The 14,130-nt window shown below is 48.7% G+C and carries 10 protein-coding genes; 3 read left to right on the top strand and 7 right to left on the bottom strand.

Annotation, left to right across the window (positions count from 1 at the left end; all coding sequences use genetic code 11):
* Positions 1-76: 76 nt before the first annotated feature.
* From FDF36_RS03155 to FDF36_RS03145, 3 genes are all read left to right on the top strand, one after another.
* Entirely contained in the window at positions 77-976 is a 900-nt protein-coding gene (locus FDF36_RS03155; protein ID WP_220390471.1) for a DUF4906 domain-containing protein, read from the top strand.
* A 288-nt stretch (positions 977-1,264) separates the two neighbouring features.
* A complete protein-coding gene (locus FDF36_RS03150) occupies positions 1,265-1,867 on the top strand; it encodes a hypothetical protein (protein WP_220390298.1) in 603 nt (200 codons plus the stop codon).
* Between the two features lie 237 nt (positions 1,868-2,104).
* Entirely contained in the window at positions 2,105-2,779 is a 675-nt protein-coding gene (locus FDF36_RS03145; protein WP_005806367.1) for a DUF421 domain-containing protein, read from the top strand.
* Positions 2,780-2,785: 6 nt separating this feature from the next.
* Here FDF36_RS03145 and cbiD read toward each other — a convergent pair whose 3' ends face one another.
* The 7 genes from cbiD to FDF36_RS03110 form a co-directional block, all read right to left on the bottom strand.
* A complete protein-coding gene (gene cbiD / locus FDF36_RS03140) occupies positions 2,786-4,687 on the bottom strand; it encodes a cobalt-precorrin-5B (C(1))-methyltransferase CbiD (protein WP_220390297.1) in 1,902 nt (633 codons plus the stop codon).
* Position 4,688: 1 nt separating this feature from the next.
* Positions 4,689-6,488, bottom strand: coding sequence for a precorrin-4 C(11)-methyltransferase (gene cobM / locus FDF36_RS03135; RefSeq protein WP_220390296.1), 1,800 nt, complete (start codon positions 6,486-6,488; stop codon positions 4,689-4,691).
* Positions 6,485-7,723: a precorrin-6y C5,15-methyltransferase (decarboxylating) subunit CbiE gene (gene cbiE / locus FDF36_RS03130; RefSeq protein WP_220390295.1), complete on the bottom strand. Its 1,239-nt coding sequence runs from the start codon at positions 7,721-7,723 to the stop codon at positions 6,485-6,487. Before cbiE ends, cobM begins: the two co-directional genes overlap by 4 nt.
* A gap of 32 nt (positions 7,724-7,755) precedes the next feature.
* Positions 7,756-9,165, bottom strand: coding sequence for a precorrin-3B C(17)-methyltransferase (gene cobJ, locus FDF36_RS03125; RefSeq protein ID WP_220390294.1), 1,410 nt, complete (start codon positions 9,163-9,165; stop codon positions 7,756-7,758).
* Between the two features lie 224 nt (positions 9,166-9,389).
* Complete coding sequence (locus tag FDF36_RS03120; RefSeq protein ID WP_220390293.1) at positions 9,390-10,862, bottom strand: PepSY-associated TM helix domain-containing protein; 1,473 nt, start codon at positions 10,860-10,862, stop codon at positions 9,390-9,392.
* Positions 10,862-13,216, bottom strand: coding sequence for a TonB-dependent receptor (locus FDF36_RS03115; protein ID WP_220390292.1), 2,355 nt, complete (start codon positions 13,214-13,216; stop codon positions 10,862-10,864). The genes FDF36_RS03120 and FDF36_RS03115 overlap by 1 nt, the downstream gene beginning before the upstream one ends.
* On the bottom strand, positions 13,213-14,130 hold the full coding sequence (locus tag FDF36_RS03110) for a sirohydrochlorin cobaltochelatase (RefSeq protein WP_005806353.1): 918 nt from the start codon (positions 14,128-14,130) through the stop codon (positions 13,213-13,215). The genes FDF36_RS03115 and FDF36_RS03110 overlap by 4 nt, the downstream gene beginning before the upstream one ends.

The raw sequence follows: 14,130 nt of genomic DNA, 5'->3' as shown, positions 1-14,130 counted from the left end.
TCGTAGATATCAACGAGATAAATTATAAATCTGTGTTAATCTGTGTAATCTGTGGTGAAATGAACAAATTAGAGTAATACTTAATAATAGTCCCATGAAAAGATTCGGATATATCGTTTTTAGTGTTTGTCTGCTTACGTTGGGTGCCTGCATATCCCATGAACCGATGGATCAGGAAGAGGACGTGGTAAAAGTGTCGATTGGGCTTACTGCCGCTTCTTTTACCAATGATGCGGTTACCCGTGCGGAGCAGCCGATGGCACCCGATTATGAAAACCTGATTGGTAATTTGTGGATTCTGCAGTTTGACCGTGAAGGTATCCTGATCGGCAGTGAACAGATAGTGCTGACCACGCCGGTGCTCAATACAACGCTTGAAGGAGTCACACTGAGGACCGGGCGCAGCACCCTTTGTATAGTAGGCAATCTGACAGATGAGGAGACTCCCGCGTGGCCAGATAACCTGAATGGTTTCAAAAGTCTGGTGGTAGATATGGGCTGGATGAAAGAACGGAGTGCTGACCGGAATGTATGTCTTTTCGGCTATTATGAGGGAGAGATTACTACCGGAACCACTGCTGTGAATGTGGTATTGGGACGTCTGGTATGCAGGCTCAACATAGCTGTTTCGGCCAAGACGGCAGGAGTATTCAGCAACGTGAAAATTCAATTGAAGCGGGCACAGACCAAAGGTTATTTATTCCCTTCGGATACGTATCTGGCACCGGAAAGCGGTGATTATACGGAAGAGGTGATCACTGCCGGAACATTGGGAACAACTTCTTCTTATCGTTATTATTATATGGCGGAGAATGTAACCACAGGAACAAACCGGAATGAACGCACGCAACTCCAAATAAAAGCAACGAAAGGGGGGACTGAGTATACAAAAAACATTGATCTGGGCAGGAGTGATATCAATGACTATTCCCTCCGCCGAAACAATAACTATACATTCAATATCATTTTAGAATAATCATATATCTTAATAGTGTGGAAGCTATCTGCGACAGACGCTTCCCCTTGCTTGTTTTGTTTGTTGCAGGTCCATGCTTTTCCGGTGGGGAAAGGTGGACTTGCTCGGTTTATATCGGTTATCATTCATATTAAAAAATTAATGGGGTAGTCAGAAGAAATAGCAATTCAATAAGAGAAAATAGTTGTTTGTCGTCAGTAAAGCTTCTACTTTTGAGGTGTAAGCTTATAAGGAAGAATCCGAAAATCCTGATAGTAAATAGAGTAGGAGACTATAATTATATTTTATATGGGACTGACACAGTTAAGAACAAATCCGCAAACAGTATTGAGTAGCGAACATTTTTTTGTTGATACACGTAATTTAGTTCAAACTCCTTTAGGATGTACTGTACAGATAAATGAACAGTTGAAGAATGGAGTGTTTTATTGGGACATTGCTAATCATCACTCAACAGATTTTTATTTTCCATATGTGCAGGGCAATGCCGGATATGTGGGGATACAAACTCCTATTCAGGATGGAACGGTTGTAGTGACAGGAGGAATGAATGGATGTGCTTTGGAAGTTTGCTACCTGAATGATAACTATTATTTTTATCATGATGCAAACGGGAGCAATATGCATAAACAACTCAATGTGGGAACACAGGTATGCAGAATTGAGGCTGGGAACTATTGGAATAATAATATAGCAGGGCAATCAACGTTTTATATACCTACCATTCAGTTTGTTTGTGTTTATAAGGCAGGTTTCTGGCATGTAGGAGCTTCTGGCATTTATTATACTGGTAATGACTTTGCTTCTAAAGAAATAAAAGGCGTATTTGTGCCTGAGGGAGGAAAGTATAGAGGTTACTTTAATGATACAATTCATCTGATTCAAAGGTGATGATTGCTAATAACTGATAAAAACGTGCTTGTTTTCATTGTCACTACGAAGGATTCGACAGATTACAAAAAGAAAGGAGGGCTACTATAAGGTCCAAGAGTGTAAATGGGAGTATACTGGTAGGATTAGTCTGATTGCTATGTTTGTGGTGACAAGAGAGGGAAGAATTTGGTCTGCTCGTAAACAAAATCTCGTTTCGGATGTTGTTGTTTGTAAAATTAAATCCTATTATTGCAGATGATGTACCTTACTATTATAGTCAAAATTGTGGTAGGCATGCTGGGCGTGCTCTTCTTTCTTCGTATCTCCGGTAAAACACAGATGGCGCAACTGACTCCTCTTGATTCAGTCAATGCTTTTGTGCTGGGTGCGCTCGTCGGAGGTGTTATCTATAGTCCCGATGTATCGGCATGGCAACTCGTTTTCTCTTTGGGGGTGTGGACCTGTTTCAACATGGGTATTCGCTATCTGCTTCGTTTCAAAACGTTGCGTCGCCTTATAAAGGGAGATACGGTGATGATTGTCCGCAATGGTCAGATTAATCTGAAAGAATTTAAACGAAACGGGCTGGAAATGGAACAGTTCCGTACCCTTTTGCGTGAGAATGGCATCTTCTCGATGATGGATGTGGATGATGTGCGCTTTGAAACAAACGGGCAACTTACGGTATCGACCCGCAATTCCAAATCGGAATCGTATCTTTTCGTAAACAGTGGCTCAGTGCTGGATTCTTCATTGGAGAGTGCCGGTAAAACGGAAGAGTGGCTGAAGGATAATCTTGCCCGGCAGGGGTATCCGGACGTCAGTGAATTGTTTTGTGTGGAGTGGACGCCCGGACGTGGTTTCTATGTTGCAAAGAAAAACTCGGATAATGGTATCATAGGCAAAGAAGAGAATGATGTGTGTAATTAAAATCAGTTAACGAATCACTTTCCCTTCTTCCGTTATCAGCAGAATAGTCAGTTCTCCGTCGGGCAACAGGGGGTCGCAATGGCGATGGCATTGTTCGATCAGTAATGAACAAAACGCCTGAAGTTCCGCTTCGGGCAGGAGTTCCCAAAGTTCCCGTGCCAACGTGATGCCTTCGATGGCTGTTACAGTGGCAGTGTTGCACCCGGACTGACGGGCTATCTCTTTCAGGAATTCCTTATTCATCGTTACTTTTTTACTATGCGTGTCGAGATGTCCTTCTGCCAGCTTTACGGCTTTACCGATCATAACCCCCAACGTGAGTTGCCGGATGCCGAGTTCGGCAGCGATCCGAATGGTTTCACCAATGAAGTTACCATAATGGACGAAAGCCTGTGAGGGTAATTCAGGGTAGAGGCTGCGGATGTATTTCTCGCTCTTGGCACCCGAATTGATGACGATGCGGGGAGAACCTGTAGCCCGGGCTACCGACATTTCTTTACGGATGGAATTGACAAATGCTTCGGAAGAAAATGGCTTCACAATACCGCTGGTGCCGATAATGGAAATGCCACCTACAACACCGAGGCGGGGATTGAAGGTGCGAGCGGCAACCTCTTCGCCTCCGGGGACAGAGATGGTGACATGTATGGGGGCAGTGGGCACGGGGGTGTGTCTGTCAAGGATGTGCAGCAGATTTTCTGTAATCATTTGCCGGGGAGTGGTGTTGATGGCCGGTCCGCCTACTTCCAGTCCCAATCCGGGCAGGGTGACGGTACCTACACCTTGTCCGCCGTGGATTTGTATAACCTGTTGCCGCTCACCTCCGGTGTGCAGCTTTTCTTCAGAAATATCGATGGATACGGTAGCTACAATGGGTAGCCCGTTCGTGACATCGGGATCATCACCTCCGTCTTTGATCACAGTGCAGGAGACTTCCATTCGCCGGTCAGTGAACGAGCCGGTAACGGAATGGACAGGGACGGCAATCTTTTCTCCGTTGGGGAGCAAAACGGAAACGTCTTCTATTCTATTTCCGGGTATGGGCGACAGGAGTTTCCGCAGAGCTGCGCTGGCGGCTGCGGTTGCGCATGTCCCGGTGGTAAGTCCGCTGCGCAGGGGCAGGAAGTCGGGCAGAAAGTGCTCGATGGCACGGCGCATTCCATTCACTCCATTCACTGTCTGGTCATACGGGGGCAGAGAAGGGCGAAGAAGGATATAAAGACGGATTCCCTGTTCGGTAATGATGTTCACTTTCTCGGAGAATCCTCCGGACACGCCGCTTTCTTTCAGAAGAACGACTTCCGGAGAGAGTTGCCGGAGGAGTTCGGGCAGGTTCTCTTTGCCGGGAGTATAATAGACCAGGCGGTCTTCGGGAAAGCCTGCCTTCCGGACTATCTCGCGGGAGCTTTCGCGGTCGAGAATGCGGAAGTAACACTCACTTTCCTTTTTCTTCCAGAAGGGTTTTAGTTTGGGGATGGACTGGACCCCGGTCAGGGCAAGTACCCGATGTATACCTTCTTCGTTGAGTAACTCTGACAGTTCTTCGTACTTTTCCCTCAGTTTGAACGGATATTCATCGTACATCTCTTCATTAAACAGCTTGAACAGGTCATCATACATGCGTTCGTACCGAATGCAAGGGATGTCGAGCGCCTGTGAAACGGCGGTGACCGTTGCGTGCAGTTGTTCTGCAAAGGGATGGGCGGCATCCACCAGCAGGCGGATACCGTTCTCTCGGCAAAAGGCTTTCATGGTGGTCTGGGTTAGCGCACCTGTGAGCCGTATTCCGTGTTGCAGGCTGATTTCCTGTTCGTCTCCTTTGGTTGAATAGTAATAAGGTTTTCCGGCTTCTTCGGCAATGCCGACGACCTTCCTTCCTTCGGTTGTTCCTCCTAATATCAGTATCATTTTACTTACGGAATAGATGTTTGAATTGGTGTGAGTACAGGCGTGATAATCCTTCACGGTTGTCGATGGCGTCGCCTACGACAATCATGGTGGTCAGTGTCAGGTTGTTCTCCTTTACGATTTGTGCCAGATCCTTCAGCTCGCCACGATAGATGCGTTCGTCTTTCCACGTCAGATGATAACAGGCGGCAACGGGGGTAGTAGGAGGATAATGTTCAAGTAATTCCTGCTGAACCTGATCGACCACACCCGCACTGAGGAAGATGCACATGGTGCTTTGCGAACGTGCCAGCAGGCTGAGTTTCTCTTTCTCGGGCATGGGCGTGCGTCCTTCGCCTCGGGTGAGGATGATAGTTTGTACTTTCTCGGGGATGGTGAACTGTGATTGCAAGGCAGCGGCCGCGGCCTGGAATGACGAGATGCCCGGAGTGATGTGATAACGCATGCCGTATCGGTCGAAAAAGTTCATCTGTTCCTGGATGGCACCATAGATGCAGGGATCGCCCGTATGCAGGCGGACTACCAGCTGTCCGCGGTCGTAAAACTCTTTCATCAGGGCAAACTGTTCTTCAAGAGTCATGGATGCCGAACTGCGTATGGTGGCTCCGGCTTTGGCACATTCGGTCAGTTCGCGCGGGACGAGGCTACCGGCATAAAGAATCAGGTCGGCTTCTTCAAGGAAACGGCATCCGCGTACCGAAATCAGTTCGGGATCGCCGGGACCGGCTCCCACAATTTCGATGTGTCCTTGGCGTACGGCTGCGTTATCCATGGCGATGGCAACGGTAAAGTTCTCACATTTCTGCTTCGGCAGAATCAGCGGGCCGCCTCCGGCTGTCAGCAAGGCTGAGGCTTCGGATACGCTGGGCGTACCCATGTATTTGTCGACTACCTCGCTCGGGGTAGGTACATCTACCCGGCTGAGTTGGCTGGCTGTGTACAAGTGCAATTCATAAGCATCAGCAAGCAGTTTCAGCACTTCTTCATGCTTTTTCTCTTCGATGGAGGAGATGGTCCGAATGGCGGCAGGTACGATGTTTGCTTCCAGTAAGGTGTTCATCAGGCGGGTGATGACGGCATTCTTCGGGCCGGCGTTGCGTGCCAGTCCCATACCCATGTGCAGCACTTTGGGTACATAATAGAGTGCTTGCATGCCGGAAGTTTCATACAAATAAGGAGTGACGAGCAGCAACAGGCGGTATCTGCCGGTATCTATGTCCTTGAAGTTATAGAACACATCTACGTGTGACGGCAAGGTGTGTTCCAGTTGGGCAGTGCCTTCGTCACGAATATCGAGTAACAGGGCGGTCGGTGCACAGTCGACGAAAAGGGATATCAGGTGGTTCATGTCGCAGTTTTCGCCGGGGATTGCCTGCCAGTCGTATTTCTTTCCGAGGGTGTCGAGTGCCCAGAGTCCGGTGCGGTCGCTACGGGTGGTGATGACAGGTTCGGCACCCAGAATGCCTGCCACATATTGGGTGAGTCCGTTGGCACCGCCGACGTGTCCGGAGAGTACGGAAATGACGTAGCGTCCCGTACTGTCTACGCATAGCACGGCGGGATCTGTCTTCTTATCTTCAATGCAGGGAGCGATGGCACGCACACAAATGCCCATCGCCCCGATAAAGATAAGTGCGTCGGAGTCGCGGAACAGTTGTGGAACTGCTTCCTGAAGGGCCGGGATATGCCGGCAGTCGGCATTTGCGATGGTAGAGAAAATTTCAGACTCAGGTAGTTCCTGCTTGAGGGTTTTCGCCATGGATATGCTGGCTTCTGATATTACGATAATAGCTGTTTTCATTGTTGTTCGGCTTTGAGTATTTCAATGGGGTTGTATTCATTGACGGCAATTCTTGTTCCGCTGAGGAGCCGGAGTCCGGCTTCTCTTATCCCTTCGATAAAGAGCGACTTGCTTTCTTCGGATACGGAGTTGAAGACAATGCATCCTCCCGGAAGGAGGTAATGGGAGATGCGTGCAACCATCTCCTTCAGATGTCCGCCATGCCCGCCGATAAAGACGGCATCGGGGCGGGAAATGGTGTCGAGGTCGGCTTCAAGGAAATCACCAATGAGGATGGTGATGCCCGGAGTGCCGAAACGCCGGCTGTTGACCTCCATCAGTCTTTGTCCTTCGGGACGGATCTCAAAGGAGGTAACGTGCAGGTGTGGGAATTGCAGTTTGGCTTCGATGGATACGGAGCCGGTACAGAAACCGACATCCCAGAAAGAGACGCGGCGATTCAGTTCCAGCGCACTGAGTGTAAGCAGACGGATGGGAGCTTTGGTGATCATCCTGGTGCGCCCGTCCAGCAGTTCGAATTCTTCATCGGGGATTCCGAGTGGAGGAAGATTTATACGCGCCCTGGGGTGGGTGGGAGTATAGGTGTCGGGGTACTGATGGACAATCAGGCAGTTGGGATATTCAAAGGTCAGTTCTGCCGCCTCTTGAAGTTCCAGCCGGCGGATACGTTCCCGTTCCGGGTTGCCCAGATGTTCGCCGACGTATATCGTATAATGAGTGTAGCCATAGTCCAACATACGTCGGGCTATAGAGGCAGGGGTGTGTTCCCTGTCGGTGAGAATGCCCATTTTCGGTGTGCGTTCTATCAGCGCCCGGTCAAATTCATGCCAGGGACGCCCTGTGAGGGATACGGTGCGCATGTCGTCATAAGGCATGACTAATCGGTGAGCCAGTGTTTGCAGGGAGTTGAAGGTAGGATAAAGTTGTATCCCCGCCTCGGGCATACGCCGGCGGATGGTATTGGCGAATCCGAAAAAGAGCGGGTCGCCCGAAGCGAAGACAACAATGTGGTCGTAGGCCTCGTAACGGGCAAATACCGCATCGAGAGGGACAGTAATATCGATCCATTCCGCCCCTTCGGGAAGGAAGGCGGAGATGATGTCATGGTGACGCAAGCCCCCTGAAAAGACTTTACCCTCGTGTATCAGTGCCTGTATCGAGGGTGGGAGATAAGGAGTAGGGCTGTCGTCCAGACCGATGACAATGAATTGGGTGGGATGATGGTGATCTGTCATGTCTTTAAGTTTCTAATGGGTTTTCTCTCCTTTTAAACGTCTCTTCCCGGTCTTAATTGTTCGGCATCCGGATAACAGAGGATGGCGTTGACCAGTGTGGCTGCCAGGTTACTGCCTCCTTTACGGCCTTCTACAATCAGTTTGGGGATGTGAACGAAGGGTTTGGTCATGTGCTTGGACTCCTGTACGTGGACAAAACCTACGGGAGCGGCAACGATGCCGGACGGCTGTGCTCTCTCTTTGCGGATCAGGTCGCACAGTTCCATGAGTGCCGTGGGAGCATTGCCAAATACGAATAGAGCGTCCGGGTGTTCTTCTACGGCCAGGCGGATGCCGGCTTGTGTACGGGTGATGCCTTTAGAGGCAGCCATTTCTGCTACCCTTTCATCATTCAGGTAACATTTTACCTCGACACCCAGACGTTGCAAAGCACCTTTGCGAATGCCGGATGCAGCCATGGTCACATCTGTGACAATCGTTTTCAATTTTCCCTCACCGATGGCATGATAAAGTGAAGCCACTGCACCGGGATCGGTGTAGAGTAGTTTTTCCATATCAAAGTCCGCCGTTGTGTGGATGGCATGCAGCAAAGCCCATTTATGGTCGAGCGGGATGTTTTTGTTTTTCAATTCTCGATCGATGGTACGGAAACTGCGTATCATAATATCCTGTCCTATGCCGGTTGCGTCTTCTTTTGTCTCACGATAATACCCGCGGGGAGTAATCATCGTTTCACCGAAAGAGTAGGTTTGCGAATTACCAATGATGATGACCGTGAACATGTCTACTTCTTCCGGATCGAATGCGGAAAGAGTCGTTACGTGTATTTCCTGTTCATCTCTGCCCGCCTGGCGGACATATCCCACCGGAGTCTCCGGCGAGCGCCCTTCCTGCAGAAACAATCCCCGGAGGCGGTATAGCTGCCAGTAGCGTCCTTCGCTTTTGGGGTTGTAGACGGCGGTTACAAAATCGGCTTGTGCGGCGGCGATGATACGGCGTTCGATGCGTTCCCACGGAGTCATCAGGTCGGAGAGGGAGATGACGCAGAAATCGTGTCCTACCGGAGCACCCAGCAGGGAGGCAGCTTTTTGGAAAGCACTGATTCCGGGCAAGGCGATGATTTCCACATCGCTCTGTCGTTCGCGTTTCATTTCATATATCAAGGGAGTCATGCCATAGATACCTGCATCGCCCGAACTGATGACGCAGACTGTTTTGCCTTGTTCGGCGTATTCGAAAGCTTGTTCGGCACGAACCCGTTCGCGCTTCATTCCGGTGTCGATACATTCGGCATCCGGACGGACAAAGTCACGGATAAAACGAAAATAATACTTGTATCCCACCACTACATCTGCTTCACTTACGGCAGCGAGCACCGCAGGGGTAATATCTTGTTCACTTCCCGGCCCGATGCCGGCTACGATTATCTTGGGTTGTTTCATAATTTATCGGTTTTGAGTATTATTCACCACAGAGGACACAGAGAATATCTTTCTCTTAAACATCCATATAAACAAGAGATTAAAACTCTGTGCCCTCTGTGTCCTCTGTGGTGAACCTGATTCATTTCCTATTCCTGATTTAGAGAAACTATGTAGCAAAGATACGGATTAATCCGTTTTTAGCCTTTTATTCGGGAACATAAAGATGGGTGCACCCTTTCATTTTATCTTTTTATTTTCTTTCTGCATTTACGTTCGATGTACCTCACTCCGAGCACTACACCACTCAGCGAACAGACAGTACCGCCCAGCAATAGTACCCAAAGAACGGTTTTACGGAGTGTAGGCGAAGAGTTCAGTCCCTGTATGCGTAAGCGGTGCAGGGCGGTGTACATCCAGTATTTCCAACGGGCCGTATCGTTCACATATCGTACGGTGGCCGTTTCCGGATGGATGTAGTAACAACTCTTGTCTGCGTCGCCGACAGTGACTTTCCAGACGGGCAACAGACTGCGGTCACGGTACATCCGGCTCATATCCCTGTAGTAGGTTTCAAATTCGTTGATCAGTGCTGCATGTAGCCGGGCACTGTCACCATGTATGACTCTCACGGCATCCGTTATCTGCTTTTCGTCCAGTTTCAGCGGGCGCGACAGGGAGTCCGATGCATCGATATATAGATCTCCTTCACTTCGTTTTACTATATAGTAAGGCTGCGAGCGGAAATTATTCCATTCTATCTGGCGTACGTCGGGATATTCGGTTAATATCCGGCGGTAATCCAGCACATACCGCTCTAACCTCGGTGCTCCTTTCTTTATTTCGCGTGTGGGATTTTTATCCAATACCGGTTTGCTGATCCAGGACGGAACTTCTGCCAGTGACATCATTCCGCTGAAACAGAATGTCAGCACGAAGAGACCGAAAACGATTCCCGTCACATAATGCCAGTGATACCACTTTTTGCGATAGGGCGAGAAACCTTTTCCCTGTTTGCGTGAACGGCGCCAGATGTCGATACCTACCCAAAGTCCTGCAATCGTCATCAGGCAGCCAATGCCCGACAGCCAGATCACCGTGACGCTCCATAAAGCGGCATCTTGCCGGAGCCAGGTGAAGTAAACCCAATGTGGAATAGCCCCCAGCCATGCCCAGAAACGTTCGTTACGGGTGGTGAACTGCAATACTTCTCCACTTTGCGAGCCGATGTATAACTGGTGTCTCTCTGCATCGGCAAAGTGGAACTTATAAATGGGAAACTCCTTCTTCAGGCTACCGAACGGAATCCATTGATCGAGCCGGTTCAGCGTATCTATCCGCTCCACCGGCGCACTGCACCATAGGGACGCTGTCCGGCGGATACGGGATCCGTCTACAGATGGTAGTGCCTGAGCAGAGTCAGCGGGCAGGTTATGTTCACCTTTGTCCGTGCGGATGTGGAAGACGGTCTGTCCGAGGTATCGGTCTATCCGGATTCCTTTCACTTTTTCACCTTCGGGCAGTCGGGAAGTGATTTCGCCGACAGAAGGCAGTGAAGGAGACAGGGGTTCCAGTTTCTCTAATTTTTCAGCTTGAGATGCACGTGGAAATCCGTGGTACATCATGACAAAAGCTGACAGGAACCAAACTAAAAACAGGATACTGAGCAGTGTGCCCAGTACCCTGTGAATGGTGTACATCAATTTCGTGATCATCATTATAAAGTATAAGACGCAGAAAGCATGAAATTACGTGGCATGCTTGGTATCAATTGATTGCCAAGTGCCTGGTTGCAGTATTCCTTGTTGAACAGATTGTTGAGATTGACTCCCAGACGCACATTGCTCTTTAATGTATAAGAGAGACCGAGGTCGGTCAGCCAGTAAGCATCGAACGAACTTGTATTGTCCGAGTTACGGTACACTTTGTCCTGGAAACTGGTAGAGAGATTCACTCCCAAACCTTTCAGCATACCTTTTGAAACCGTATAGGCACCGAAAGCGTAGAAAGTATTTTTAGGGATATAAGCATACTGCTTGCCTTCGCTTGCGTTCGTCTGCATATAAGGGTTGTTGGCCAGGTCACGCACTTTGGCATCGGTGTATCCGTATCCGGCGCTCATAGACAGGTTGTAAACAGGACTCCAGGTAATATCAATATCGAATCCTTTGGAATCCATTCTACCCACTTGCCCTACAACTTTTTTGTCCAGTTCTACACCATTGGCAATGTCTCCTTTGTTTGCAAGAGTCTGGCGGATATTATCTTTATTAATATAGAATAAGCTTACGTTAGCCTGCAACGTACGTGTGATCTCGTATCGTGCTCCCACTTCTACCTGGAAACCTTTCTCCGGCTTGAATACCTCTTTGCCATTTACCGGAATAAACTCTTTACCATCCTTATCAATGTAAATGGTATTAGCGTCATAAAATGCGCGGATAGGTTTGAAGTAAGTACCGTATGAACCGTAAATGGACACTTTGTCAATAGGTAGATACACCAATCCCGCACGGAACGTGAAGGCACCGTTGGTGATTTTGTTATATGCATCGTCATCCGGTTTGTCATAATGGCGTCCTCCGTCGCTGGTGTTCAGGTTGGCGGTCTTGTACATGAACAGGTCATAACGTCCTGCCAGCATCATTTTCAGTTTATCACTGAACTCCACCAGGTCTTGCAGGTAAAATCCGTGGGTGAATGTTTTCTGTGCGGTGACAAATCTGAAAGGCGCTTCCATCCAGCCAATGCTGTGTGGATTATATACCGAACCGTGTCTTGTGGTTCCGGGGCCGGTGGCTCCAGTGCTTTTATTACGATAAGCCATGTAAGAGTCACGCATCAGGGATACAAAAGAGTAACCGCCCAGATAGTTGTGCACAACGTCTCCGGTATAGAACTTACCGCTTGCTTCCAGTTGGTTGTTCACAGTTTTAGCGATATGTGAGAAGCGTAGCGGATAACTGTAATAGATGGAATCCAGACAGATATACTTTTTGGTGTCGTTACCTTGCTCGTCTTTGGTCATGTAATAATGATCATAGATAGGGCTGTCACTTGTCAGATAGTCCAATGACTCGGTACCGAAATAATCAATATCGTCATACGTATAAGAGAGCTTGTCCATCAGCTTGAACGCTTCGCTGAAGGTGTGTTTATACAGGACGGATGCGTTGAAACCACGATTGTACATAAAGTCCGATTCACTGTTGTAGCGGGCTTTTTTGTTCAGTCCGGGCAGGGCATCTCCTTTGCTCAGGTATTTGCTGCCGTCTGTGGCTGAGAGTATATCATAAGACATCGTGGGAGGTAAACCGATCTCAGTCGGATAGAAATCGCGGTTGGCGCCGATACGGATGTCCAGTTCGTCGCTTTCAGTCAGATGGCCGCCAAGGGCCAGGTATCCGGAAAGACGTTTGGTAGCATTGCTTCTCCATCCTTCCTGATCTTGCCAGTTGACGCTTGCACGATAGTTTAGGGGACCTATCAGTTTGCCGCCTAACGCCATTGTAGCCTGTTTGTTATAATAACTGCCATAAGCGAGACGTGCGTATACGCTTTGTTTGCTTATGGGAGCTTTACGGACAATGTTGAGGACGCCACCTACGGCGGACTGTCCGTAGAGTACCGAAGCCGGACCTTTCAGCAATTCGATACTTTCAACGGAAGACAGGTCCATAAACGGATAGGAATTGTCGATGGATGAACGTTCGTCACGCACTCCGTCCACCATAATCACGGAATTATCGAACCCGCGGATAGAGAACTGCGTAAAGGCTCCGTAGGAGGTGCGGAAGCGTACACCTGGGAGGAAACGGGCAGCTTCCTGTATGTCCCGGATGTTTCGTTTCTCAAGCATTCCGGAAGTGATTGAATTGGTTGAAATGGGAATGAACTTGGCGGGAACATCCAGTTTCAGGGCATCGGTCTTTCGTCTGTAGTTGGTTGACACTACTACTTCGTTGATTGAGAATATAGAATCATTGAAGTTGGTATATTTTTTGTTTTGCAGCTGTGCTTGCGAGGGGAGCAATAGTACACTGCCTATTGCCATTAATATCACTCTTTTCATTCGTCTTTTTCTTTTGCATATTTGGCTTTTTTCTTCATAATGTCCACCATTTTGTGCTTCAGCATAAACCGGGCATGGTCGATAAACAGTTGTTGGATAGCGGGTATTTCACCCAATCCCTGCATACGTACATCTATTTTCAAGCCTTCCTTTTCAAGAGCTTCTTTCCAGTCGACGGCAATGTCGTTGTTGGCATGGTCACCTGCTACAAACATAAAGGGAACCAACGTCACTTGCTTGGTTTTGTTATCCTTCAGTTGCTGAAGCATGGTGTCGAATGTAGGGTAACCTTCGATGGTACCTACATGAAAGTTTTTTAATCCTTTGGCTTTCAGCATATAGTCGATCATGGCATAAGTAGCTGTACTTGGGGTATAAGTGCCATGTCCGACGAGGACCACACTGCCTTTTTCCGGCTTGCTGTTGCCCAGGATATCCACCACAGCCTCAGCGTCTTCTACCGAATAAAGAAGCGGGTTACCTACCCGGATCTCTTTAAAGAATGGCGCTACTGAGGCTACGTCACGTCTCAACGACTCCATCTCAACACCTTCTATAATGTTAGTGCTCTGCACAATGACATGTGTATAGCCGTCTCCGAGAAGTTTCAACAGTGCTTCCAGTGGACTGGGTTTCTCAATGCCGCGAGCTTTGAGGCGGCGCATGACAATACGTGAAGTATAAGCCTCGCGCATTTCCAGTTGCGGGAATGCTTCTTTGGCTTTGGCATTGATGGCATCGATGGTTTTGGTACGGGTGTCATCGTATGTAGTACCGAAGTGTACCATAAGAAGGGCGGCTTTATCGCCCGGTTGCATGGTGGCCAGCATATCGGAGGCCACGAAGTTTCCCCCTTCGTGCGCGGAGCAGAAGAGGGAAACTAACAAGAGTAAAGAGAGAATAGATGTTTTCAT

The sequence above is a fragment of the Bacteroides fragilis genome (genome assembly GCF_019583405.1).
Taxonomy (GTDB): Bacteria; Bacteroidota; Bacteroidia; order Bacteroidales; family Bacteroidaceae; genus Bacteroides; species Bacteroides fragilis_B.
Note: the sequence above shows the minus strand (reverse complement) of the source record. Positions and strands in the feature narration are given on the sequence as shown.

Coding starts and splice junctions, on each gene's coding strand:
- FDF36_RS03150 (WP_220390298.1), top strand. CDS start 1,265: ATGGGACTGACACAGTTAAGAACAAATCCGCAAACAGTATTGAGTAGC.
- FDF36_RS03145 (WP_005806367.1), top strand. CDS start 2,105: ATGATGTACCTTACTATTATAGTCAAAATTGTGGTAGGCATGCTGGGC.
- cbiD (WP_220390297.1), bottom strand. CDS start 4,687: ATGATACTGATATTAGGAGGAACAACCGAAGGAAGGAAGGTCGTCGGC.
- cobM (WP_220390296.1), bottom strand. CDS start 6,488: ATGAAAACAGCTATTATCGTAATATCAGAAGCCAGCATATCCATGGCG.
- cbiE (WP_220390295.1), bottom strand. CDS start 7,723: ATGACAGATCACCATCATCCCACCCAATTCATTGTCATCGGTCTGGAC.
- cobJ (WP_220390294.1), bottom strand. CDS start 9,165: ATGAAACAACCCAAGATAATCGTAGCCGGCATCGGGCCGGGAAGTGAA.
- FDF36_RS03120 (WP_220390293.1), bottom strand. CDS start 10,862: ATGATGATCACGAAATTGATGTACACCATTCACAGGGTACTGGGCACA.
- FDF36_RS03115 (WP_220390292.1), bottom strand. CDS start 13,216: ATGAAAAGAGTGATATTAATGGCAATAGGCAGTGTACTATTGCTCCCC.
- FDF36_RS03110 (WP_005806353.1), bottom strand. CDS start 14,130: ATGAAAACATCTATTCTCTCTTTACTCTTGTTAGTTTCCCTCTTCTGC.